General features: G+C 64.0%; 17 protein-coding genes. 9 read left to right on the forward strand and 8 right to left on the reverse strand.

Features of this window, described 5'->3' with window-relative positions:
- Positions 1 to 53 precede the first annotated feature (53 nt).
- The gene (locus ACVJGD_RS44435) at positions 54 to 3,233 is read left to right on the forward strand and encodes an efflux RND transporter permease subunit (RefSeq protein ID WP_456639996.1); all 3,180 of its coding nucleotides are present in this window, start codon (positions 54 to 56) and stop codon (positions 3,231 to 3,233) included.
- Positions 3,223 to 4,419: an efflux RND transporter periplasmic adaptor subunit gene (locus tag ACVJGD_RS44440; RefSeq protein ID WP_456639997.1), complete on the forward strand. Its 1,197-nt coding sequence runs from the start codon at positions 3,223 to 3,225 to the stop codon at positions 4,417 to 4,419. Before ACVJGD_RS44435 ends, ACVJGD_RS44440 begins: the two co-directional genes overlap by 11 nt.
- A 111-nt stretch (positions 4,420 to 4,530) precedes the next feature.
- Here the strand turns inward: ACVJGD_RS44440 and ACVJGD_RS44445 are convergent, their stop codons facing one another.
- Both ACVJGD_RS44445 and ACVJGD_RS44450 read right to left on the reverse strand, forming a co-directional pair.
- A complete protein-coding gene (locus tag ACVJGD_RS44445; RefSeq protein ID WP_456639998.1) occupies positions 4,531 to 6,045 on the reverse strand; it encodes an acetyl-CoA acetyltransferase in 1,515 nt (504 codons plus the stop codon).
- A 162-nt stretch (positions 6,046 to 6,207) separates the two neighbouring features.
- The gene (locus ACVJGD_RS44450; protein WP_456639999.1) at positions 6,208 to 7,341 is read right to left on the reverse strand and encodes a nitronate monooxygenase; all 1,134 of its coding nucleotides are present in this window, start codon (positions 7,339 to 7,341) and stop codon (positions 6,208 to 6,210) included.
- Positions 7,342 to 7,682: 341 nt separating this feature from the next.
- On the opposite strand from ACVJGD_RS44450, the gene ACVJGD_RS44455 reads away from it, so the two are divergent.
- The gene (locus ACVJGD_RS44455; protein ID WP_456640000.1) at positions 7,683 to 9,341 is read left to right on the forward strand and encodes a flavin-containing monooxygenase; all 1,659 of its coding nucleotides are present in this window, start codon (positions 7,683 to 7,685) and stop codon (positions 9,339 to 9,341) included.
- Positions 9,342 to 9,478: 137 nt separating this feature from the next.
- Positions 9,479 to 10,357 (forward strand): glutathione-dependent disulfide-bond oxidoreductase, encoded by an 879-nt coding sequence (yghU, locus tag ACVJGD_RS44460; protein ID WP_456640001.1) that lies wholly within the window; start codon positions 9,479 to 9,481, stop codon positions 10,355 to 10,357.
- Here the strand turns inward: yghU and ACVJGD_RS44465 are convergent.
- From ACVJGD_RS44465 to ACVJGD_RS44480, 4 genes are all read right to left on the reverse strand, one after another.
- Positions 10,354 to 10,968 carry a flavin reductase family protein gene (locus ACVJGD_RS44465; RefSeq protein ID WP_456640002.1) on the reverse strand — a complete coding sequence of 205 codons (615 nt, stop codon included), beginning with the start codon at positions 10,966 to 10,968 and terminating at the stop codon, positions 10,354 to 10,356. The two genes, yghU and ACVJGD_RS44465, sit on opposite strands and share 4 nt — an antisense overlap.
- Before the next feature lie 450 nt (positions 10,969 to 11,418).
- Positions 11,419 to 12,594 carry an IS110 family RNA-guided transposase gene (locus ACVJGD_RS44470; RefSeq protein ID WP_456632918.1) on the reverse strand — a complete coding sequence of 392 codons (1,176 nt, stop codon included), beginning with the start codon at positions 12,592 to 12,594 and terminating at the stop codon, positions 11,419 to 11,421.
- Positions 12,595 to 12,692: 98 nt separating this feature from the next.
- The gene (locus ACVJGD_RS44475; protein WP_456640003.1) at positions 12,693 to 13,967 is read right to left on the reverse strand and encodes an acyl-CoA dehydrogenase family protein; all 1,275 of its coding nucleotides are present in this window, start codon (positions 13,965 to 13,967) and stop codon (positions 12,693 to 12,695) included.
- A 268-nt stretch (positions 13,968 to 14,235) separates the two neighbouring features.
- Positions 14,236 to 15,015 carry an SDR family NAD(P)-dependent oxidoreductase gene (locus ACVJGD_RS44480; protein WP_456640004.1) on the reverse strand — a complete coding sequence of 260 codons (780 nt, stop codon included), beginning with the start codon at positions 15,013 to 15,015 and terminating at the stop codon, positions 14,236 to 14,238.
- A gap of 209 nt (positions 15,016 to 15,224) precedes the next feature.
- On the opposite strand from ACVJGD_RS44480, the gene ACVJGD_RS44485 reads away from it, so the two are divergent.
- The 3 genes from ACVJGD_RS44485 (at position 15,225) to ACVJGD_RS44495 (ending at position 17,435) form a co-directional block, all read left to right on the forward strand.
- Complete coding sequence (locus ACVJGD_RS44485; protein WP_456640005.1) at positions 15,225 to 16,016, forward strand: enoyl-CoA hydratase/isomerase; 792 nt, start codon at positions 15,225 to 15,227, stop codon at positions 16,014 to 16,016.
- Positions 16,013 to 16,996: a phosphotransferase family protein gene (locus ACVJGD_RS44490; protein ID WP_456640006.1), complete on the forward strand. Its 984-nt coding sequence runs from the start codon at positions 16,013 to 16,015 to the stop codon at positions 16,994 to 16,996. The genes ACVJGD_RS44485 and ACVJGD_RS44490 overlap by 4 nt, the downstream gene beginning before the upstream one ends.
- A gap of 61 nt (positions 16,997 to 17,057) precedes the next feature.
- Positions 17,058 to 17,435: a DUF6285 domain-containing protein gene (locus tag ACVJGD_RS44495; protein ID WP_456640007.1), complete on the forward strand. Its 378-nt coding sequence runs from the start codon at positions 17,058 to 17,060 to the stop codon at positions 17,433 to 17,435.
- A 197-nt stretch (positions 17,436 to 17,632) separates the two neighbouring features.
- On the opposite strand, the gene ACVJGD_RS44500 is transcribed toward ACVJGD_RS44495, so the two are convergent.
- Positions 17,633 to 18,412, reverse strand: a complete 780-nt coding sequence (locus tag ACVJGD_RS44500) for an enoyl-CoA hydratase-related protein (protein WP_456640008.1) — start codon at positions 18,410 to 18,412, stop codon at positions 17,633 to 17,635.
- A gap of 218 nt (positions 18,413 to 18,630) precedes the next feature.
- Between ACVJGD_RS44500 and ACVJGD_RS44505 the strand changes: the two genes are divergently transcribed.
- Entirely contained in the window at positions 18,631 to 19,905 is a 1,275-nt protein-coding gene (locus tag ACVJGD_RS44505) for an acyl-CoA dehydrogenase family protein (RefSeq protein WP_456640009.1), read from the forward strand.
- 871 nt (positions 19,906 to 20,776) lie between these two features.
- Here the strand turns inward: ACVJGD_RS44505 and ACVJGD_RS44510 are convergent.
- Positions 20,777 to 21,652 (reverse strand): SDR family oxidoreductase, encoded by an 876-nt coding sequence (locus tag ACVJGD_RS44510; RefSeq protein WP_456640010.1) that lies wholly within the window; start codon positions 21,650 to 21,652, stop codon positions 20,777 to 20,779.
- Between the two features lie 101 nt (positions 21,653 to 21,753).
- Here ACVJGD_RS44510 and ACVJGD_RS44515 point away from each other — a divergent pair, with 101 nt between their 5' ends.
- Positions 21,754 to 22,566: a crotonase/enoyl-CoA hydratase family protein gene (locus ACVJGD_RS44515; protein ID WP_456640011.1), complete on the forward strand. Its 813-nt coding sequence runs from the start codon at positions 21,754 to 21,756 to the stop codon at positions 22,564 to 22,566.
- The last annotated feature ends 156 nt before the right edge of the window (positions 22,567 to 22,722 follow it).

The raw sequence follows: 22,722 nt of genomic DNA on the forward strand, positions 1-22,722 counted from the left end.
GGTGCAGGGGCGCCAATCCGTTTATTTCACGGGTTCCGGGGAATAACTCGTCAATGATTGCACTGGTCCGTATTGCGCTGAGCCGGCCGTATACTTTCGTCGTGCTCGCGCTGCTTCTCTTGATTGTCGGACCGCTCGCCGCCCTACGCACGCCGACCGATATCTTCCCCGACATCCGGATTCCCGTGATCGGGGTGGTGTGGCAGTACACCGGCCTGCCGCCGGACCAGATGGCGGGGCGCATCACCACGCCATTCCAGCGCGCGCTGACCACGACCGTCAACGATATCGAGCATATCGTCGCCAATTCCTATAACGGCTTCGGCATCATCAAGATCTTCTTCCAGCCGAATGTCGACATCCGCACCGCCAACGCCCAGGTCACGGCGATCTCGCAGACGCTTCTGAAGCAGATGCCGCCGGGCGCAACACCGCCTTTGATCCTGAACTACAGCGCGTCCACGGTGCCCATCATCCAGGTCGCGCTATCAGGTGAGGGGCTGACCGAGCAGAATCTCGCCGATATCGGCATCAACCAGCTCCGTACGCCGCTCGTCACCGTGCCTGGTGCCGCCATACCTTATCCGTTCGGCGGCAAGCAGCGTCAGGTGCAGATCGATCTCAATTCCACCGCGCTGCAGGCGCGCGGCCTGTCGGGACAGGACGTCGCCAATGCGCTCGCTGCACAAAATCTGATCACGCCGGTTGGCACGCAGAAGATCGGTCAGTTCGAATACAACATCCAGCTCAACAACTCGCCGCTGCGGATGGAGGATCTCGGCAATCTGCCGATCAAGACCGTCAACGGCGCCATGGTCTATGTGCGGGATGTCGCCACCGTGCGCGACGGCAACCCGCCGCAGACCAATATCGTCCATGTCGACGGCAACCGCTCGGTGCTGATGATGGTGCTGAAGGCCGGCGCGATCTCGACGCTCGATATCATCGCGGGCATCAAGCAGAAGGTGATCGACGTCAAGGACCAGCTTCCGGACGCGCTGAAGATCGGTTTCATCGGTGACCAGTCGGTATTCGTCCGCGGCGCCATCACCGGCGTCGCCTTCGAGGGCGTGATCGCCGCATTGCTCACCAGCGTGATGATCCTCTTGTTCCTCGGGAGCTGGCGCTCGACGATCATCATCGCGGTCTCGATCCCGCTCTCGGTGCTCGGCGCCATCATCATGCTGTCGGCGATCGGTGAGACCCTCAACATCATGACGCTTGGCGGATTGGCACTCGCGGTCGGCATCCTCGTCGATGACGCCACCGTGACGATCGAGAACATCAACTACCACCTTGAGCAGGGCAAGCCGGTCGAGCAGTCCATTCTCGACGGCGCCAACCAGATCGTCACGCCCGCCTTCGTGTCGCTACTCTGCATCTGCATCGTGTTCGTGCCGATGTTCTTCCTGACCGGCGTTGCGCGCTTCCTGTTCGTGCCGATGGCCGAGGCGGTGATGTTCGCGATGATCTGGTCGTTCATCCTGTCGCGCACGCTGGTGCCGACGATGGCGAAATACCTGCTGCAGCCGCATGTGCATCACGAGGATGGGTTGCCGCCGACGCGCAATCCGTTCAAGCTGTTCCAGCGCGGCTTCGAGGCGCGGTTCGAGCGTATCCGGCGCGGCTATCGCGACCTCCTGGCGATGGCGCTCGGACACCGCGCCGTCTTCGTCACGGGATTCCTCGGCTTCGTCGTCGCGTCGTTGCTGCTGGTGCCGTTCCTGGGGCGCAACTTCTTTCCGTCGGTCGACGCCGGCAACATCCTGATGCACGTCCGCACCCAGGTCGGCACCCGCGTCGAGGAGACCGCCAACCAGCTCGCCGAGGTGCAGAAGGCGATCCGCAAGATCATCCCGCCCGAGGAGATCGAGACGCTGGCCGACAACATCGGCATGCCGATCTCCGGCATCAACATGACCTATAACAACACCGGTGTGATCGGCCCGCAGGATGGCGACATCCAGGTCAAGCTGAAGGAAGGCCACAAACCGACCGAGCAATATGTCCAGGCTTTGCGCGAGCAATTGCCGCGGATGTTCCCCGGCATCAGCTTTGCGTTCCTGCCGGCCGATATCGTCAGCCAGATCCTGAATTTCGGCGCGCCGGCGCCGATCGACCTGCAGATCCGCGGCGCCAATCTCGACGCCAATTTCGCCTACGCCAACAAGCTGCTGAGCCGGATCCGCCGCATTCCCGGCATTGCGGACGCGCGCATCCAGCAGTCGCCGAACAGCCCGACCTTCAACATCGATGTCGACCGTACCCGCGCGCAATATGTCGGGCTGACCGAGCGCGATGTCACCAACAGCCTTGTCGTCAATCTCGCCGGCAGCTCGCAGGTCGCGCCGACCTATTATCTCAATCCCGATAACGGCGTGTCCTATTCGATCGTGATGCAGACGCCGCAATACCAGATCGACTCGCTGAGTGCGCTGCAGACGCTTCCGATCACCGCGAGCAACAACCCGCAGTCGCCCATCCTTGGCGGCATCGCCGACATCACGCGCTCGACCTCGAGCGCGGTCGTTTCCCAATACGACATCCAGTCCATGGTGCAGATCTACGCCACGCCGCAGGGCCGCGACCTCGGCGCGGTCGCTGCCGATGTGCGGGCGCTGATTGCCGAGACCGCAAAGGACGTACCGAAGGGAAGCTCGGTGGTGCTGCTCGGCCAGGTGCAGACCATGAACAGCGCATTCTCCGGCCTGCTGTTCGGTCTGCTCGGTGCCGTCGTGCTGATCTATCTCTTGATCGTCGTGAACTTCCAGTCCTGGTCCGATCCCTTTGTGATCATCACGGCGCTGCCGGCGGCGCTTGCCGGCATCGTCTGGATGCTGTTCACCACGGAGACCACGCTGTCGGTGCCGGCGCTGACCGGCGCGATCATGTGCATGGGCGTCGCCACCGCCAACAGCGTGCTCGTCATCAGCTTCGCCCGTGAGCGATACGAGCAGAGTGGTGATCCCATCGCCGCCGCGCTCGAGGCCGGTTTCGTGCGCTTCCGCCCGGTGCTGATGACGGCGCTTGCCATGATCATCGGCATGGCGCCGATGGCGCTGGGACTGGGCGAAGGCGGCGAGCAGAACGCGCCGCTCGGGCGCGCCGTGATCGGTGGTCTGATCTTTGCAACGTTCGCCACGCTGATGTTTGTTCCCGTCGTCTTTAGTATGGTACACAAGAAACAAGGCGCCAGCGCCGCCGCCGCACCGGAGATGTCGCATGCCCACTGACCAACGCCCGCCGGTCTCGCGCTGGAAGCTGGGCATTTTCGGGCTTGTGGCCGGCGTCGGACTGGTTCTCGTCGTCGTCACCGGCATCCGCGCCCGCGAGGAGCAGGGCACCAAGCTCAAGGAATGGACCGATAATCAGGCCATTCCGAGCGTCGCGGTGGCGCCGCCCAGCGCCAAGGTGCTCAACCCGACCATCGACTTGCCGGGCCGGCTGGAAGCGTATTATCGCGCGCCGATCTTCGCGCGCGTATCGGGTTACCTGAAGAGCTGGAGTGTCGATATCGGCGCGCGCGTGAAGGCCGGGCAGGTGATCGCCGAGATCGAGGCGCCCGACCTCGACCAGCAATTGCTGCAAGCACGCGCCGATCTTGCAAGCCAGCAGGCCAGCGCCAAACTGTCGGAAGCGACACTGACCCGGCGCAGGTCGCTGCTCGCCTCCAACTTCGTCTCGATGCAGGAGATCGACGAGCGCACTGCCGACCTCTCCAACAAGAAGGCGGCCGTCAATTCCGGCCAGGCCAATGTCGAGCGGCTGGAAGCGCTGGCCGGCTACAAGAAGATCACCGCGCCCTTCGACGGCGTCGTCACCGAACGCAACACCGATGTCGGCGCGCTGATCAACGCCGGCGGCGGTGCGGGGCCGGCGATGTTCATTGTCTCCGACATCTCCAAGCTGCGCGTCTATGTGAACGTGCCGCAGAACTTCGTGCCGTCGATCAAGATGGGCGCCAAGGCCGTCATCACGCTGCCGGAATATCCGAACCGCACTTTCACGGCGACCGTGGAAACCTCTTCGCAGGCGGTCGATGTCAGCTCGGGAACGACGCGCATGCAGCTCGCGCTGGACAATTCCAGCGGTGAATTGATGCCCGGCGGCTATGCCAATGTGAAGCTGACGTTGCAGCGCGACACCATTCCGCTGCACATCCCCGCCAGCGCGCTGATCTTCGACGGCAACGGCCTGCGCGTTGCGACCGTCGGTCCCGATGACAAGATCCTGTTCAAGAAGGTGACGATTGCGCGCGACCTCGGCAAGGAGATCGAGATCGGCTCCGGCCTCACTGGCGACGACCGCATCATCATCGCCCCGCCGGATGGCATCAACGACGGCGACCAGGTCCGCGTGGTCGGTGGCGGCGCCAAGAAGCCGACCACCGCCTCCGAGAAGCAGGACGTGAAGGGGTAGCGTCTCTCTTCGTAGGGTGGGCAAAGCGAAGCGTGCCCACCTTCGCGAGCGGAGTGCGGATGGTGGGCACGGCGCGAAGAGCGCCTTTGCCCACCCTACGAATTCGGTGACTTACATCACCCGCCACTCCGGTACGCCGTCACCCGCCATGACGATGTCGCCCGTGGTGCCGACCGGCGTGCGGTCCATGCTCAAGAGATGCGTCAATGTCTTCGCATCGTTTGCGGGTACGCGGCCGAGCGTGCGGCGGTCGTCTTCGGTGCGCAGCATGACGACGCCATGCTCGACCTCGCCATTGCCGCGGTAGATCACGGTGAAGCTTTCGACCTTGCCCTTGCCGCTGGCCTCGGCGACGAACTCGGGCACCTTGCGGCGGTTGCGGTCGGCCTCGGCTTGTACACTGGTATCCTGCTTGAGCGCCTCCTTCGGTGCCTCGCGCGACAGCACCAGGCCATGATGCTTGGTGACGAAACCGCCCTGGCCGTAGAGCAGGCCGAGCTTCGCGCCGTCGCGCAGCTTGCGCACCATCGCGCAAGCCGCGTGCGTCATGTAGGTATTGAGCGGCGCGCCGAAGAAGGTGAGCCCGCCGGTCACCGTCGGCTGCACGTCGAGGCCAAGGCCTAGCGTGCGGCGCGCCATCTTGGGCACACAGGGGAAGCAGCTATAGAGCTCGATCGCATCGAACTTTCTGCCGTTGCCTTCGGCCAGGTCCATCACCGCCTTGAGCACCGCGGTCTGCGGATGGCTCTCGAAGAACTGGTCGCGCACAAGATAGTCGCGCGGCTCCTCCGCCGACGCACCGCCGAGCGGATAGACCAGCCGGTTTTCGGGAATGCCGGCCGCGCGCGCCTTGGCGAGGCTGGTGAGCAGCAGCGCGCCGCCCATGTTCACGGTCGGATTGGCAACCATCAGCTTGGTGTAGGGCCAGGCGATCAGCCGGTTCTCCGGCGTCGGCGTGGTGATTTCCTCCGGCGTGAAACGCTTCTTCAGCCACGAATTCGGGTTCGAAGCCGCGACGCTGGAATAGGTCGACCATAGCTCGCCGGACTCGGCCAACGCCTCGCGTGGCGTCTGGCCCCAATGCGCTGACGTAGCGGATTCATAAAGCGGATAAACCGTGATCGGCCTGAACACCCCGAGCTTCACCGCCAGCGGCTTCTGGAACGCCGCGCCGCGCTTCGGCTCCTCGACGTCATGCGCAAAGGGTGTCCAGGGCAGGGCGATGCCGCCGCGATCCGCCTTGGTCGCGGTCGACTGCGCCTCGGCGCCGCAGACCGCCGCCACGCTGCATTCGCCGCGCGCGATCCGCTGCGCCGCCTCGTGCAGATAACGGATCGGGCTCTCGCCACCGACCGGACCGTAATAGAGATGCGCCGGCTTGATGCCGAGCCGTTCAGCGAGCAGCTTCTCCGGGTCGCGATAGCGCCAGCTCAGGAAGTTGACGACGTCGAGCGACTGGACGTCACCGAGCAGCTTGGCTCCGCTGTCGGCTTCCGCGCGTCTTAGCGCTTCTTCAAGCAGCGCCAGCGGCTCGAGGCCGGCGGCGATGTCCTTGGGACGATCGACGATCTCACCGACGCCGACGATGACGGGAATGCGGTCTTCGGGGATAGTTCTGTTGGTCATCGTTCTTGTTTTTCACCTTCTCGACTAGGCCAGACCCTCATCCTGAGGAGCGCGGAACGCGCGTCTCGAAGGATGAGGCCACAGACGGGGCCTCATGGTTCGAGACGGCGCTGCGCGCCTCCTCACCATGAGGGGTGAGAGCGTTCCGCTTTACGAGCAATATCACTCCGCTACCAGCGCATTCATGTGTTCCACCGCCTCGATAAAATCTTCCTTGAATTCCTGTACCACAGCACCCGCCGACTTCACGCTGTCGATCAAGCCGACGCCCTGGCCGACGAAGTAGCTCACAAGGTCGCGCGCCTTCTCGTTGCCGGCGGCCGCGGAGCGGTCGATCGAATTAAAGGCGTCGCGGCTGATGATGCTCTGCAGCGGCATCGGCAGCGCGCCGGGGCTGTCGGGTGAGCGGTCCCAGGCGTCGGTCCAGACCGAGCGGAGCTGCCGCGCCGGCTTGCCGGTGCGTCCCTTCGAGCGCACCGCGTCGCGCGAGGATGCCGCGATCATCTTCTCGCGAAAGATTTCCGTGGTCTCGGATTCCACGGTGGCGAGCCACACCGAGCCGGTCCAGGCGCCGGCGGCGCCCATCGCCATTGCGGCGGCCATCTGGCGTCCGGTCATGATGCCGCCCGCGGCCAGTACCGGCACGTCGCGGATCGGCTTGATCGCCTTGATGACCTCCGGCACCAGCACCATGGTCGAGACCTCGCCGCAATGGCCGCCGGCCTCGGTGCCCTGCACGACGAGGATGTCGACACCGGCTGCGACCTGGCGCAGCGCGTGCTCCTTGGCGCCGACCAGGGCTGCGACCGGCACGCCGTGCTTGCGGCCCATGTCGATCATCTCCTTCGGCGGCACGCCCAGCGCGTTCGCGATCAGCCTGATCGGATGCTTGAAGGAGACTTCCAATAGTTCGAGCGCGCGCTGTGCGTCGAACGGCTGCGGCTGGTTGTCGGCGACATTGGTGGTCGTCAGCTCGACATCGTATCTCTTCAGCAGGTTGCGGGTGAAGTCGCGATGCTCGGGCGAGATCCGCTGCTCCAGGCTCTTCCAGGTGACGTTCTTCTCGCCGGCGGTGGAGATGTTCTCGGGGATCAGCACGTCGAGGCCGTAGGGCTTGCCGTCGACGTGGTCGTCGATCCATTTCAGTTCCTGCTCGATGCTTTTAGGCGAATGCGCGGTCGCCCCCAGCACGCCAAATCCGCCGGCGCGGCTGACGGCCGCCACCACGTCGCGGCAGTGGCTGAAGGCAAGCAGGGGAAATTCTATACCCAGCATGTCGCAGATCGGCGATTTCATGGTTGCGTTCTCTCTCCCGGTGGCAGCTTCGCGCTGCTTTTCTTGCTTTGCGATGGCTTGGTGACGCTAGCGTATAAGGGAGCCCGTGCAAAGCCAGCAACAATGACAACCTCATCCCGAGGAGCCGCGCAAGCGGCGTCTCGAGGGATGGGCCACGCGCGAGACCTCGGCCTCATGGTTCGAGACGGCGCTTACGCGCCTCCTCACCATGAGGGGCTAGAGCGGCATTCCGCGAGGCAAAATATGCAACTCCGCTAGCTCGCGCTTTGTCCCTTGCGCTTTGGCGCATCGCGGAGAATGCTGGCCGGCAACGAAAAGAATCTTCAAGGGAGCCCGCGTCCATGTCCGCTTCGTCATCCGCTTCCGCAACTCCCGCCGCGCATTACGATGTCGTCGTGGTCGGCGCCGGCTTCGCCGGCATGTACATGCTGCACCGGTTGCGCGGTCTCGGCTTCTCAGTGCGAGTCTATGAGCAGGGCAGCGGCGTCGGCGGCACCTGGTACTGGAACCGCTATCCCGGGGCGCGCTGCGACGTCGAGAGCATGCAGTATTCCTATTCATTCTCCGAGGAGCTGCAGCAGGATTGGGACTGGAGCGAGCGCTATGCGCCGCAGCCGGAGATTCTGCGCTACGCCAACCATGTCGCCGATCGCTTCAACCTGCGTCCCGACATCCAGTTCGACACCCGCGTCGATGCGGCCGCGTTCGACGAGACCAGCAAGCTCTGGTCGGTGACCACCTCCGAGGGCAAGACCGTCACCGCCAAATTCGTCGTGCTTGCCACCGGCTGCCTGTCGAATGCACGCAAGCCCGACATCGAGGGGCTCGATCGGTTCAAGGGCCACGTCTATCACACCGGCCATTGGCCGCATGATCAGGTGGATTTCACTGGCCTGCGCGTCGGCGTGATCGGCACCGGATCATCTGGGATTCAATCCGTGCCTGTGATAGCCGAGCAGGCGAGTCACCTCACCGTGTTCCAGCGCACCGCGAATTTCTCGATTCCCGCCCGCAATGCCAGGCTGCTGGATGAGGAACGCGCATGGTTTCGCGCGAACTATCCGGAAGTTCGGCGCATCGAGCGCGAAGTGGCGCGCAACGGCATCTATACCGATTTGCCCGATCGTGGCGCCCTCGATGATGGCGACAACGAGCGCCGTGCCAAATACGAGGCGCGCTGGCAGCGCGGCGGACTCACGTTCATGTCGGCCTACAACAATCTCGCGCTCGACAAGGCAGCCAACGATACGGCCGCGGACTTCGTGCGGGAGAAGATCGCGGAGATCGTCAAGGATCCCGAGACTGCAAAACTGTTGCAGCCGAACAGCCACCCGATCGGCTCCAAGCGCATCTGCGTCGACACCGATTATTTCGCGACCTTCAACCGGCCTAATGTGACGCTGGTCGATATCAAGAGCAATCCGATCGTGGAGATCACGGAACATGCCGTGCGCACGACGGCAGGCAAACACGAGCTCGATGCGCTGGTGCTGGCGACCGGCTTCGACGCGATGACGGGATCGGTGGCAAAGATCGACATTCGCGGTCGCGACGGGCTGACGTTGAACGCGAAATGGGCCGAGGGACCACGCACCTATCTCGGCCTGATGAGTGCCGGTTTTCCGAACCTCTTCATCATCACCGGTCCCGGCAGTCCGTCCGTGCTGTCCAACATGATCGTCTCGATCGAGCAGCACGTCGACTGGATCAGCGATTGCCTTGACTACATGCGGGAGCGAGAACTCGACACGATGGAGGCAAGCAGGGAGGCCGAGGACAAATGGGTGGCGCATGTCAACGAGGTTGCCCACACCACGCTCTATCCGCAGGCCAATTCCTGGTACATGGGCGCCAATATTCCCGGCAAGCCGCGGATCTTCATGCCCTATATCGGCGGCGTCGGAGCCTACCGGCAGATCTGCGACGAGGTCGCGGCGAAGGACTATGACGGCTTTGCGATGACGGGCGCAGCGCGGCGGCAGCGGGCGGCTGCGTCCTGAATGCACCCTTGTGGGGTGGGCCAAGGATGCCCACCCTATTCCAATGCACTTATGGATGGCGGGCACGGCGCACGCGCGCCTTTGCCCGCCTTACGCATTCAGCTAATAGTCGCGCCTTCCGCGCTGGAGCCCAACGAATGACCGATGCACCCGCCTATGAGCCGCCGAAAGTCTGGACCTGGAACAAGGAGAATGGCGGCCGCTTCGCGAACATCAACCGCCCGATCGCAGGCCCCACGCATGAGAAGGAACTTCCCGTCGGAAAGCATCCGCTGCAACTTTATTCTCTGGCGACGCCGAACGGCCAGAAAGCCACCATCATGCTGGAAGAGCTGCTCGCGCTCGGCCATTCCGGCGCCGAATATGACGCCTGGCTGATCAGGATCGACGGCGACCAGTTCGGCAGCGGCTTTGTCGCGGTCAATCCGAATTCCAAGATCCCGGCGCTGATGGACCGCAGCGGGCCGGAACCGATCCGCGTGTTCGAGTCCGGCGCGATCCTGGTGCATCTTGCCGAGAAGTTCGGCGCATTCCTGCCGGCCGGCGGCCCGGCTCGCGCCGAATGCCTGTCATGGCTGTTCTGGCAGATGGGCAGCGCGCCCTTCCTTGGCGGAGGCTTTGGCCACTTCTACGCCTATGCGCCGACCAAGATCGAATATGCGATCAACCGCTATGCGATGGAGGTGAAGCGTCAACTCGACGTGCTGGATCGTCGGCTTGCAGACAACGAGTACCTGTCCGGTAGCGAATACACGATCGCCGATATAGCGGTCTGGCCGTGGTATGGCGGGCTGGTGAAAGGCCTGCTCTACGGCGGCGGCGAATTCCTGTCGGTGCAGGACTACAAGAACGTGCAGCGCTGGACCGATCAGATCGCAAAGCGCCCGGCCGTGAAGCGCGGTCGCATCGTCAACCGCATCTCAGGCGATCCCGCGAACCAATTGCACGAGCGTCACGACGCCAGCGATTTCGAGACCAGGACGCAGGACAAGATCGGGGAGGCTGCCCAAACCTAACCCTTCGCGCCCTCGGCCGTTGGAAACACCACCCGATCATCGGTGCGGCAATAGCGGTCGGCGAACATGCGGCCGACCGGGTGGTAGCGCTCCATGTGCACGCGCATGGCCTCGCGGTCCCACAGCTCGTCGCGGATGTAGAAGTGGATGCCTTCACCCATGATCAGCCGGCGGTCGCCGTTGACGTCGATGATCTTCCAGGTCTTGCATTCCATCGCCCATGGCGCATCCGCAAGGCGCGGCACCGCCACTTTACTTGATGGCGCCAGCTTCAGCCCGAGATAATCGGGCTCGCCGACATCAGGCGGAAAGTCGCCGCTGGTCTCGTGCATCGCATGCGCCAGCGGCTCGTCGGTCATGTTGACCACGAACTCGCCGGTGCGCTCGATGTTCACAAGCGTGTCCTTCACCCCGCCGTCCGGGCGCAGATTGACTGCAAACATGCAGAGCGGCGGGTCCTCGCAGAACACGTTGAAGAAGCTGAACGGCGCCGCATTGACCACGCCGGTCGGACCCGTGCTCGTCACCCAGGCGATCGGCCGCGGCAGCACGAAGGATGCCAGCACCTTGTAGCGTTCGCGGGGCTTCAGATCGCTGGCAGCGTATTCCATGGTGGCTTTCCTCGATGAGGTCGTAGACTTGTAGGGTGGGCAAAGCGCAGCGTGCCCACCATTCCGCGCCGAGGGCTTGATGGTGGGCACGGCGCTGGCGCGCCTTTGCCCACCCTCATATGGGGCTTTGTGAGTCAAGGCTCTTGAACCGGTGCGGGTTGGGTTTTTGCAGTGAGAGGGCGGCGCGCGGAGCCATGCGTAGCGCAGCGCGACGACCGGGCCCCGGGCGAGGATTGGCTTCCGAAGATTTCTGCAGCTCACTGCATCACCTCATATCCGGTCGGATCGGCTGATCCGTACCCACATTCCGCATGCTTGCGGCGAGGAAGCCAAGAGGATGAGACCCATCTACAAAGCGGCCTGGTTGGGCCCCTGGGTGGCACGGTCATCATCCATCCTGTACGGGGCGCGCGGCGCGGAGCCGCCTCGCCCTGGTGGCGTGGTCCGGTGCTAGGCCTTCATCACGGCCTGCTCCGGAACAAGGCCGGTGGTGAGATAGCGCCACAGCGCCACGATCAGCTTGCGCGCCAGCGCGACGATGGCGATGCGCTTGGCGCGCTTGCCGGCGTTTTCGGTGCGGGTGCGGAACCAGCGGCTGAGCGCGCTGTCCGGCTGATGGCGCAGCCAGAGCCAGGCCAGTTCGATCGTCTTGTGGCGGGCGCGCCGGTTGCCGGCCTTGCTGATCCCCTGCTCGCGATCGATGCTGCCGCTTTGCCAGGGACTGGGCGCCAATCCGCAATAGCTGGCGACCTCGCGCCGGTTGCGGAAGTCCTTGTAGAACACCTCGTTCACCAGCGTCGCGGCAAACGCCGGGCCGAGCGCCTTGAGCTGCTGCAACTGATCCCGTCGCTTCGCCATCGGCGCCGGCGCCGCGGCGGCTTCCGCCGCGACTTCTGCCGCGACTTCTGTAGCGACTTGGGCCTGCTCCAGCGCCTTGAGCTGGTCGCGCACCAGCATCAGCCGGGCATGCTCGCGCTTCACTTCGGCCAGAAGCTGCGGCGGCAGCGGCTGCCCTTGCCAGTCCCGCTGCTGCTCCAGCCAGGCGAGCCAGGTCCGTCGTCGCAAGGTGCCGGCCGCCATGCCCAACAGGCGCAGCAGCGCCTTGATCCGGTTGGTGTGCCCCGTCTGCTCCTTCACCAGTCGTTCGCGTTCGCGGCTGGCGCGCCGGGCGTCCTCCTCGGCCACGCTCGGCACCCGGACGATCCGCACCACCCGCGGCTCGCCTCGCAAATGAGCCATCAAGGTGCGCAGCAGAAGCTCGCCATCGATCCGGTCTGTCTTCGCCCGCCGCGCCCGTTGCTCCACCGCGATGCTCGCCGGGTCGAAGATGAAGTTGGTGATCCCAGCCGCCGCGAGCAGCCGGTGCAGCCAGAAGCCGTCATAGCCAGCCTCGTAGCAGCTCACCACCCGCGGCGCCGCTCCAAGCTTCGCAGTCGCCCGGGCCTTGACCTGCTCGATCAGCGCCAGCAGCCCGGCGTGATCGCCGCCTTCCAGCTTGTGGCGCGATATCCGGTCCCGATCCGGACTGTGCAGCGTCACCAGCCACGTCTTCTGACTCAGTTCGATCGCAACGAAAATCGTGCCACAATGCCCGGCGGTGGGCGTGTTCTTGGTCAATGCTTGCATCAGACTCTCCGATGGTTCGAGTGTGGAAACCCAAACCTACCGGAAAGGGCGCGCTCACCGCCCCATGGAATCTACGAAGCTACGAATCGCCGCGCCCGTTACGGCATGCTCAGTTCGTGCCGGCCGACCACCATCCAGTGCACCTCGTCCGGGCCGTCGGCGAAGCGGAGGTGGCGGACGTCCTGGTACATCTCGGCCAGCGGCGTCCATTGCGAGATGCCGGTGGCGCCGTGCATCTGGATCGCATGGTCGATGATCTTGCAGGCGCGCTCGGGGATCATGGCCTTGACCATGGAGACCCAGACGCGCGCTTCCTTGTTGCCGAGCACGTCCATCGCCTTTGCTGCCTTCAACACCATCAGCCGCATCGCCTCGATCTCGCAGCGCGCCTGCGCGATGATCTGCAGATTGCCGCCGAGATGGGCGATCTTCTTGCCAAAGGCCTCACGGGTGAGGCCGCGCTGCACCATCATGTCGAGCGCCTTCTCGGCCTTGCCGATGGTGCGCATGCAGTGATGGATGCGGCCCGGCCCCAGGCGAACCTGGGAGATCTCGAAGCCGCGGCCCTCGCCGAGCAGGATGTTGTCCTTCGGCACCCGGACATTGTTGAAGCGCAGATGCATGTGCCCGCGCGGGGCATGATCCTGCCCGAACACGTGCATGGGACCGAGGATCTCGACGCCGGGCGTGTCCTTCGGCACCAGGATCTGCGACTGCTGCTTGCTCGGCGGCGCATCCGGATTGGTCTTCACCATCACGATCATGATCTTGCAGCGGGGATCGCCGAGACCGGAGATGTAATATTTCTCGCCGTTAATGACCCACTCGTCGCCGACGAGCTTTGCGGTGGTGGAGATGTTCTTGGCGTCCGATGAGGCGACGTTGGGCTCGGTCATGGCGTAGGCCGAACGGATCTCGCCGTTCAGAAGCGGCTTCAGCCACTTCTCCTTCTGCTCCTTGGTGCCGACACGCTCCAGCACTTCCATGTTGCCGGTATCAGGCGCCGAGCAGTTCATGGTCTCGGACGCCAGCGGGCTCTTGCCGAGCTCGGCCGCGATATAAGCATAGTCGAGATTCTTCAGGCCTTCGCCAGTTTCAGCGTCGGGCAGGAAGAAATTCCACAGGCCTTCCTCCTTGGCCTTCTTCTTGGCTTTCTCCAGCACCTCGATCTGCCCGTCGGTGAAGCTCCAGCGGTCCTTCTTGTTCTCGCCGTGGCGATAGAATTCGACCGACATCGGCTCGACGGTTTCCCGGATGAACTTCTTCACGTGCTCATAAAGCGGGCGGACCTGGTCCGACATGCGGAGGTCGTTGAGCTCGTCGCCCGGATTGAGCGTGTAGTTGGTGGTCCGGGGTATGTAGGCGTGTTTCATGTTCTTCCTCCCATCGCCGAGATCGTTGGGACGAACCATAGACGCGCCGGCGCCGAAGCGCGAGTACACATTTCTCATGGCTGTCTGCGCCGACACGGCGCAGACCACTGCCGCATCGCGGAATTTCGAACAGCGTTTAAAACGCTATGCGGCCTAGACCACCGTCATTGCGAGGAGCGAAGCGACGAAGCAATCCATGCCTCCACTTGCCGCGCCATGGATTGCTTCGCTTCGCTCGCAATGACGGAGTGATGCACGGGCTCTCGTCTCAGAACGCCGTGTAGCCGCCGTCGATCACGAAGCAATCCGTCGTGTGATACGACGACGCATTGCTCATCAGATAGACCGCGATGCCTCCGAAATCGGAGGGCTCGCCGAAGCGGCGCACGGGGATGCGCGGCATCACATTGGCGACGAATTTGTCATTCGCCATGATGCCCGCCGTCATGTCGCTCTTGATCCAGCCGGGCAGGATCGCATTCGCGGTGACGCCATGGCGTGCGAGTTCGACGCCGAGCGCGCGGACCAGCGCATTGATGGCGGCTTTGGTGCCGGCATAGTGCTCATTGCGTGCGGTGCCAAACAGCGACGCCAGGCTCGAGGTCGCAACCAGCCGGCCGAAGGCATCGCCGGCCTCGGCGCGCTCGGTCATGTGGCGGGCGGCGGCCTGGAACACGTGGAACACGCCGTCGAGATTGGTTGCGAACATGGTTCGCCATTCCTCTTCGGTGCGGTCGATGAAGGCACGCCGTCCGCCGCCGCCGATCCCGGCATTGGCAAAGCAGCCATCGACACGGCCAAACGTGTCGAGCGTGGCCTTCATCGCGTCCTGCACCGAGGCGGCATTGCTGACGTCGCAGATGCGGCTGTCGACCTTGCCGGGACCCGCCGCCATCGTCGCCGCAGCCGCCTTGTTCTTCTCGGCGTTGCGGCCCCAGATCGAGACATTGCAGCCGGCGGCATTCAGCGCCTGCGCGATGCCGAGCCCGATCCCGCCATTGCCACCGGTGATGACCGCGACGCGGCCCGAGAGGTCGAAGATGCTCATGGTATTTTTTCCTTGGCGTATTTCCGTGGTGTACTTCTTTGGGGTGTTTCCATTTGGCCTGACGCACGCTAATCGTGCATCGGAAAGCGAGGCGTTCTTGCTCCACCATGGACAAGCCCGCCTCAAAAATCAAATATGGGCCGAAGATCTGGCCTACCGCGTTACCCATGGCCTACCCCATTGGCGCGGGTGCAACCCACGAGGAAACAATGCAATTCAAACACGTCACGCTCGATTTCGATGGACCGGTCGCGGTCCTCAAGCTCGACCATCAGGAGGTCATGAACGCGGTGTCGATCGACATGCTCGGCGGCCTTGCCGAGGCGCTCGATGCGATCGAGGACAAGCGGGACGAGGTGCGCTGCCTTGTCATCACCGGTGCCGGCCGCGCATTCTGCACCGGCGCCAACCTGCAGGGACGCAACAACCAGACGCCGGGCAAGCGTAACGCCGGCGCGGCGCTGGAGACCGCGTTTCATCCGTTCCTGCGGCGGCTGCGCAATCTGCATTGTCCGATCGTCACTGCAGTCAATGGTCCTGCGGCGGGCGCCGGCATGAGCTTCGCGCTGATGGGCGACATGATCCTGTGCGCGCGCTCCGCCTATTTCCTGCAGGCGTTCCGCCGCATCGGTCTGGTGCCGGATTGCGGCTCGACCTGGCTGTTGCCGCGGCTGGTCGGCAAGGCGCGCGCGATCGAATTGTCGCTGATGGGCGAGCGGCTGCCGGCCGAGAAAGCGCTGGAATGGGGTCTCATCAATCGGCTCCATGACGACGGCGCGTTGATGGACGAGGCGATGAAACTCGCGCATGAGCTTGCGAACGGGCCGACGGTGGCGCTGTCGCTGATCCGCAAGCTCTATTGGGACAGCCCGGAGAATTCGTTCGAGGATCAGCTCAACCTCGAATACCAGTCCCAGCGTCTTGCCGGCACCACCGAGGATTTCAAGGAAGGCGTCACCGCGTTCCTCGAGAAGCGTCCGGCGAAGTTCAAGGGCAAATGATCGAGGCCGAGCTCGCGCGCTGCGTCGCGTCGTTCCATCCGGGCGCGACCGGCGTCACCGGTGCCGCAAAGCTTTCCGGCGGCGCCAGCCAGGAGACCTGGACCTTCGACATCGTGCATCCGCACGGCAATGTCGGAGCGATCCTGCGCCGCGCGCCGCCGGGTTATGGCGCCGCACCTTCGCGCGCGGCCGGGCTCGATGCGGAGGCAGTCTTGATGCAGCTTGCCCATGACGCCGGCCTGCCGTCGCCGCGCGTGCTGCATGTGCTGAAGCCGGAAGAGGGGCTCGGCACCGGCTTCATCATGGCGCGCATCGAAGGCGAAACAATCGCGCGGAAAATCCTGCGCGACGAGCAGTTTGCCAAGGCGCGGCCGCTGCTGGCGCGCCAGCTCGGCAGGGTCGCAGCCGGCATCCACGGCTTGCCATCGTCGAAACTGCCGAAGCTGCGGCAGATGACGGCAACCAAGGAGATCGGCGATCTCGAGCGCGAATATCGCAGCTTCGACTGGCCGCGTCCGGTGTTCGAACTGGCGCTGCGCTGGCTGCGCGACCATGATCCCGGTCCGTCGGTCGAGGTGACGCTGGTGCATGGCGATTTCCGTCACGGCAACCTCATCATCGGTCCCGACGGCGTGCGCGCGGTGCTGGACTGGGAGCTCGCGCATTTCGGCGACCCGATGGAGGATCTCGGCTGGATCTGCGTCAACTCCTGGCGCTTCGGCGAGATCGACAAGCCCGTCGGGGGCTTCGGCTCGCGCGAGGAGCTGTTCGCGGGCTACGAGGAATCCGGCCGCAAGGTCGATCCTGTCAGGGTGACGTTCTGGGAAGTGATGGGCACGCTGCGCTGGGGCGTGATGTGCTGCGGCATGATGCAGCGCTTCCGCATCGGCCCTGACCATTCCATGGAGCGCGCGATGATCGGCCGCCGCGCGTCGGAGACCGAGATCGATCTGCTCAGGCTATTGGCACCGAGGGCATGATCCCGAAAAGTGGAAACCGGTTTTCGGAAGAAATCATGCCCAAAAAGATGAGGGCGTTGAGATGCAGGACGAACCGACACCTAACGAGCTGATCAAGGCGGTCGCGGATTTTCTTCGCAGCGAGATCGCGCCCGCGATCAAGGGTCACAACGCATTCAAGCTCCGCGTCGGCATCAACGCACTCGACCTGGTGACGCGGCAGCTCGCGCTCGCGCAAGCGGCCGATGCCGCCGAGGCAGAGCGGCTGAAGCAACTCCTCGGCGAGGATGGTTCGCTGATCGAGCTGAACCGCGTGCTTTCGGAGAAGATCGCAAAAGGCGAGGTCGACCTGCAGACGCCGGGACTGGCGGACCACCTCTGGCAGACCACGATGGACAAGCTCGCCGTCGACCAGCCGAACTATGCGTCGTACAAGCGGGAGCTGGGCCACAAATCGTAGGGTGGGCAAAGCGAAGCGTGCCCACCATCCGCACTCCGCAAGAATGGTGGGCACGCTACGCTTTGCCCACCCTACGTCCTATAAGCGAGAGATGGGCGACACGACGAGATCTTAATTGTATCGTCATGCCCGGGCTTGCACGTACTTCCTTCGTGGATGGCCGGGACAAGCCCGGCCATGACGGAGAGGGAAAGTCCTTACTTCCCCACCCACTTCGGCGGGCGCTTCTCGGCAAACGCCTTCGGGCCCTCGATGTAATCCTGCGAGGCCGCCATCGCCTTCACCGCGGGGTAGTCGCGCTGCTCGTTGATCGCCTGCTCCAGCGACACGGCAAGCCCGCGTTCGATGGTCTGCTTGGAGGCGCGGATCGACATCGGCGAGTTCTTGCAGATGGTCTCGGCCCAGCGTGTGGCAGCGGCGAGCGCTTCGCCCTGCGGCACAACCTCGTTCACGAAGCCGAGTTCTAGGCCTTCCTTGGCGCTGACGTGACGGGCGGTGAGGATCATGCCCATCGCGCGCTTCAGCCCGATCTGTCGCGGCAATCGGTGCAGGCCGCCGGCGAGCGCGGCGAGGCCGACGCGCGGTTCCGGCAGCGCGAAGGTCGCGTTCTCGGCGGCGATGATGAGGTCGCAGGCGAGCGCGATCTCGAAGCCGCCGCCCATCGCCACGCCGTTGACCGCGGCGATGATCGGCTTGTCGCAGTCGAAGCGCGAGGTCAGGCCGCCGAAGCCGCCCTTGTCCCAGCCGCGCTTGCCGCCGGCCGCCTGCCACTTCAGGTCGTTGCCGGCGCAGAACGCCTTGTCGCCGGCGCCGGTAACGATCGCGACCCACTGCTCGGGATCGGCGGAAAAGTCGTCGAACACCTTGTTGAGCTCGAAATGCGCATCGATATGCAGCGCGTTGTAAACCTCGGGGCGCGACAGCGTCACGATGGTGATCGGGCCCTTGCGTTCCACCTTCGAGAATTTCAGATCCATGTTCGCTCCCGCTGATTTTCTGTGGCGAAGAATATGGCCGCGATATTAGCGCCGGCCCTGGCTTTGATGCCACCCAATTACGCAAAGCATCCGCGCATGCCAAGCGCGACGTGGTTGCTTGACTTGAGCGCCGTCTTCTCACCTTAATCGATCCGAGCAGCGGCGCGCAGCGCCTAAACGCAAAACGATAATCAACGATATCTCCGGGAGAGACCGCCTTGGATTTCAACCTGCCGGCCGACCTCGTCGCCTATCTCGCCGAACTGGATGCTTTCATCGCGCGGGAGATCAAGCCGCTGGAGGAGGCCGACGACAACATCCGCTTCTTCGATCACCGCCGCGAATGGGCGCGCACCGATTTCGACAATGGCGGCCTGCCGCGGCACGAGTGGGAAGCGCTGCTGCGCAAAGCCAAGGACCGCGCTGATGCCGCAGGCCATCTCCGCTTCGCGATCCCGAAGCGCTATGGCGGCAAGGACGGCTCCAACCTCTGGATGGCGGTGATCCGCGAACATTTTGCCTCGAAGGGGCTGGGCCTGCATAACGATTTGCAGAACGAGCATTCGATCGTCGGCAACTTTCCTGTCGTCACCATGCTTGACCGCTACGGCAGCGACGCGCAGAAGGCGATGATCGACGGCTCGATATCAGGAAAATACCGCATCACCTTCGGCCTGACCGAGCCCGACCATGGCTCCGATGCGACGCATATGGAGACCAGGGCGCAGCCTGCGACCCGAGACAACGTCAAGGGCTGGCTGATCAACGGCGAGAAGATGTGGACCACGGGCATGCATGTCGCGACCCACTGCGCGCTGTTTGCGCGCACGTCAGGCAATGACGGCGATGCGCGCGGCATCACCTGCTTCCTGGTGCCGGCGAAATCGGAAGGCGTGAAGGTCGAGCAATACATGTGGACCTTCAACATGCCGACCGATCATCCCCGCGTCAGCTTCACGGACGTGTTCGTGCCTGAGGATGCGCTGTTCGGCGAGGTCGGCCGTGGGCTATCGCTGGCGCAATGCTTTGTGCACGAGAACCGCATCCGGCAGGCCGCGAGCTCGCTCGGCGCCGCCGTCTACTGCATCAATGAAAGCGTCACCTATGCGCGCGAGCGAAAGCCGTTCGGAAAGGCGCTGGCCGAGAACCAGGCGATCCAGTGGCCGCTGGTCGAACTCGCCACCCAAGCCGAGATGCTGCGTCTCTTGATCCGCAAGACCGCGTGGGAAATGGACCAGCTCACCCAGGCGCAGGTCGAGCACACGCTCTCCGACAAGGTCTCGATGTGCAACTACTGGGCAAACCGCCTGTGCTGCGAGGCCGCGGACCGCGCCATGCAGGTCCATGGCGGCATGGGCTATTCGCGCCACAAGCCGTTCGAGCACATCTACCGCCACCACCGCCGCTACCGCATCACCGAAGGCAGCGAGGAGATCCAGAAGCGCAAGGTGGCGGGCTTCCTGTTCGGCTATATGGGAGCAGGGAAGCACTAGAACTCGCCCCCGTCATTGCGAGGAGCGAGAGCGACGAAGCAATCCATGCCTCCGCTTGCGGCGCTATGGATTGCTTCGCTCCGCTCGCAATGACGATGTGGCGACTTTGGGTGCGACAAATCAACCCGACGGGCAAATCACCGAAAGTCTGTCCAGCCCTCGCGCGGAAAATAAACCGCTTCCGCCGTCGGGCAAATCAGCACTATGACTCCGCGCGTCTCACCCGAATGAGGGGCGGCTCGCGATCGTCACGAACGTTGCGGTGAGATGCGGTGGACGCGATGCATGTGACTGACGAGCATGCGCATCACGGACGGCGAAGTCGTGTGGTTCTGGCGCCCCGACGCTGGCGCTAAGTTTTTTGCGTGAACTTTTTTCACGCGAGAGATGACGGTGGCAAGAAAGCCCGGTCACCGGGAAGAGCACGAAGTAAGTCGTAAACCATCGCGCAGGGAAAGCCGGAGTTGCTTCGGTTGACCTGTGGTCCTACCCCCGTGCTTTTTGTTGCACGGGGTCCACGGGTGCAACCGGCACCCGGCTTTCCCTGCGCCCTCACTTCAATGAGAGGGTGAAACGAGACGCAAAGCTCGGACGCAAAGCGCCGCGAGAACGCGGACTCATATCCCCACTTCATCGTCATGCCCCGCGAAGGCGGGGCATCCAGTATCCGGCGGCCTCTCGGCTCAAGCAGTGCTGCCTCTGGAATACTGGATCGTCCGCCTTCGCGGACGATGACAGCGGAGAAGCTGTTTGAAACTTGAATCAGAACTCACCACCCGTCATTGCGAGCGTAGCGAAGCAATCCATGCCTCCACAAGCGGTGAGATGGATTGCTTCGCTAACGCTCGCAATGACGCTGGCCGCGGCGACATCACCCGCGCGCCGCGCGGTCCTTCTCGTTCTGCGCCTTGATCTGTTCGCGCGCGGTGGTCCAGTCGTCGTCGCTCCATTCGCGGAGCTGATAGAAATTGCCGCCCATCGCGAGCGCCTGCGCGCCGTCCATTGCGATGGTCTCGCCGTTGATCCAGTCGCAGCCGCCGGAGATCAGGAACACGGCGAGGTTCTGCAATTCCTCCATGGTGCCGACGCGGCCCATCGGGTTCATCGCCTTGGTCCGCGCGCCGGCTTCGTCGCCCGGCTTGATGCGCTTGCTCATGCCCTCGGTCGGAATTTCGCCGGGCGCAATGGTGTTGAGGCGGATGCCGTATTTGCCCCATTCGATCGCGAGCGACATCGTCATGGCGTGGATCGCGGATTTGCTCATCGCCGACGGCACCACATAGGGCGAGCCGTTGCGCACCCAGGTGACGGTGATCGACACCACATTGCCGCGATGCTTGCCGGCGATCCAGCGCCGCCCCACCGCATGGGTGACGTAGAACGTGCCGTGCATCACGATGTTGGCGACCGCGTCGAAGCCGCGCGGCGAGAGCTCTTCCGAACGCGAGATGAAATTGCCGGCGGCGTTGTTGATGAGATCGGTGAGGGGACCGCTGGTGGTCCAGATCGCCTCGATCATCTCGTCGACGGCGAGTGCGTTACGGATATCGACGCCGTGGCTGACCACGCGCCCGCCATGCTGGTCCATCAGCTCGGTTGCGGTCTCGTCGCAGACGATCTTGCGGCGGCCGCAGATATGCACTTCGGCCCCCAACTGCAGGAACCTCGCGGCCATGGACTTGCCGAGGCCGGTACCGCCCCCGGTCACGAGGATACGCCGTCCGGCGAGAAGCTGATCTGTGAACATGGTTTCCACCCAAAGGGGATTGTCAGTTAATTGGTCGATTGACTAAAACCGGCAACGGCCCTTCTGTAAAGCGCCATCAAAGAACAGCGGAGGACAATTCCATGGAGCAACGCGTCACGATCTCGGTTTCCGACGGGATCGCCGATGTCCGGCTGGTGCGCGCGGACAAGATGAATGCGCTGGATGCCCCGATGTTCGAGGCTCTGGTGGCCGCGACCGAGCGCCTTTCCAAGGAGAAAGGGGTTCGGGTGGTAGTATTGTCCGGGGAGGGGCGGGCGTTCTGCGCCGGCCTCGACATGGGGCGTTTCGCCGCGATGAAGGAGAAGGGCGGCAACGGGATCGCCGGCGGCGAGAAGCGCGACCTCAGCATCCGCACCCACGGCCAGGCCAATTTTCCGCAACAGGCAGTCTGGGGCTGGCGGCAGCTTCCGGTGCCGGTCATCGCTGCGGTCCATGGCGTGGCGTTCGGCGGCGGCTTCCAGCTCGCGCTTGGCGCCGACATGCGCTTCCTCAGCGCGGACGCGCGGATGTCGATCATGGAGATCAAATGGGGCCTGGTGCCCGACATGGCGGGCACGCCGATCCTCGCCACGCTGGTGCGTGACGATATCCTGCGCGAGCTGACCTATACTGGCCGCATCTTCTCGGCGCAGGAGGCCCTGAGCTACGGCCTCGCCACCCGCGTCTGCGACGATCCGCGCGCCGCCGCCTTCGAGGTCGCGCACGAGATCGCCGGCAAGAGCCCGGATGCGATCCGCGCGGCCAAGCGCCTGCTGAACAAGCTGTCCGTCGATCCGGGGCCGGCCCTGCTCGCCGAGTCGGTCGAGCAGCAGAAATTGTTGGGCAGTCCGAACCAGACCGAAGCGGTGCGCGCCAACATCGACAAGCGCCAGCCGCGCTTCGTCGACGCGTGAGCCGCGCACGCCGCCCTCATCCCGAGGAGCCGCGCCAGCGGCGTCTCGAGGATGGGCCGCGGGCGCGATCGCGGCCTCATGGTTCGAGACGGCGCTTTGCGCCTCCTCACCATGAGGGTCGAGTGCCGGAGCGAGTCTCATTTCCAGCAACAACGA

The sequence above is a fragment of the Bradyrhizobium sp. USDA 10063 genome, from assembly GCF_054063735.1.

Bases quoted from the DNA above. Each gene is read 5' to 3' on its own strand.
- ACVJGD_RS44435 (WP_456639996.1), top strand. From the start codon at position 54: ATGATTGCACTGGTCCGTATTGCGCTGAGCCGGCCGTATACTTTCGTC.
- ACVJGD_RS44440 (WP_456639997.1), top strand. From the start codon at position 3,223: ATGCCCACTGACCAACGCCCGCCGGTCTCGCGCTGGAAGCTGGGCATT.
- ACVJGD_RS44445 (WP_456639998.1), bottom strand. From the start codon at position 6,045: ATGACCAACAGAACTATCCCCGAAGACCGCATTCCCGTCATCGTCGGC.
- ACVJGD_RS44450 (WP_456639999.1), bottom strand. From the start codon at position 7,341: ATGAAATCGCCGATCTGCGACATGCTGGGTATAGAATTTCCCCTGCTT.
- ACVJGD_RS44455 (WP_456640000.1), top strand. From the start codon at position 7,683: ATGTCCGCTTCGTCATCCGCTTCCGCAACTCCCGCCGCGCATTACGAT.
- yghU (WP_456640001.1), top strand. From the start codon at position 9,479: ATGACCGATGCACCCGCCTATGAGCCGCCGAAAGTCTGGACCTGGAAC.
- ACVJGD_RS44465 (WP_456640002.1), bottom strand. From the start codon at position 10,968: ATGGAATACGCTGCCAGCGATCTGAAGCCCCGCGAACGCTACAAGGTG.
- ACVJGD_RS44470 (WP_456632918.1), bottom strand. From the start codon at position 12,594: ATGCAAGCATTGACCAAGAACACGCCCACCGCCGGGCATTGTGGCACG.
- ACVJGD_RS44475 (WP_456640003.1), bottom strand. From the start codon at position 13,967: ATGAAACACGCCTACATACCCCGGACCACCAACTACACGCTCAATCCG.
- ACVJGD_RS44480 (WP_456640004.1), bottom strand. From the start codon at position 15,015: ATGAGCATCTTCGACCTCTCGGGCCGCGTCGCGGTCATCACCGGTGGC.
- ACVJGD_RS44485 (WP_456640005.1), top strand. From the start codon at position 15,225: ATGCAATTCAAACACGTCACGCTCGATTTCGATGGACCGGTCGCGGTC.
- ACVJGD_RS44490 (WP_456640006.1), top strand. From the start codon at position 16,013: ATGATCGAGGCCGAGCTCGCGCGCTGCGTCGCGTCGTTCCATCCGGGC.
- ACVJGD_RS44495 (WP_456640007.1), top strand. From the start codon at position 17,058: ATGCAGGACGAACCGACACCTAACGAGCTGATCAAGGCGGTCGCGGAT.
- ACVJGD_RS44500 (WP_456640008.1), bottom strand. From the start codon at position 18,412: ATGGATCTGAAATTCTCGAAGGTGGAACGCAAGGGCCCGATCACCATC.
- ACVJGD_RS44510 (WP_456640010.1), bottom strand. From the start codon at position 21,652: ATGTTCACAGATCAGCTTCTCGCCGGACGGCGTATCCTCGTGACCGGG.
- ACVJGD_RS44515 (WP_456640011.1), top strand. From the start codon at position 21,754: ATGGAGCAACGCGTCACGATCTCGGTTTCCGACGGGATCGCCGATGTC.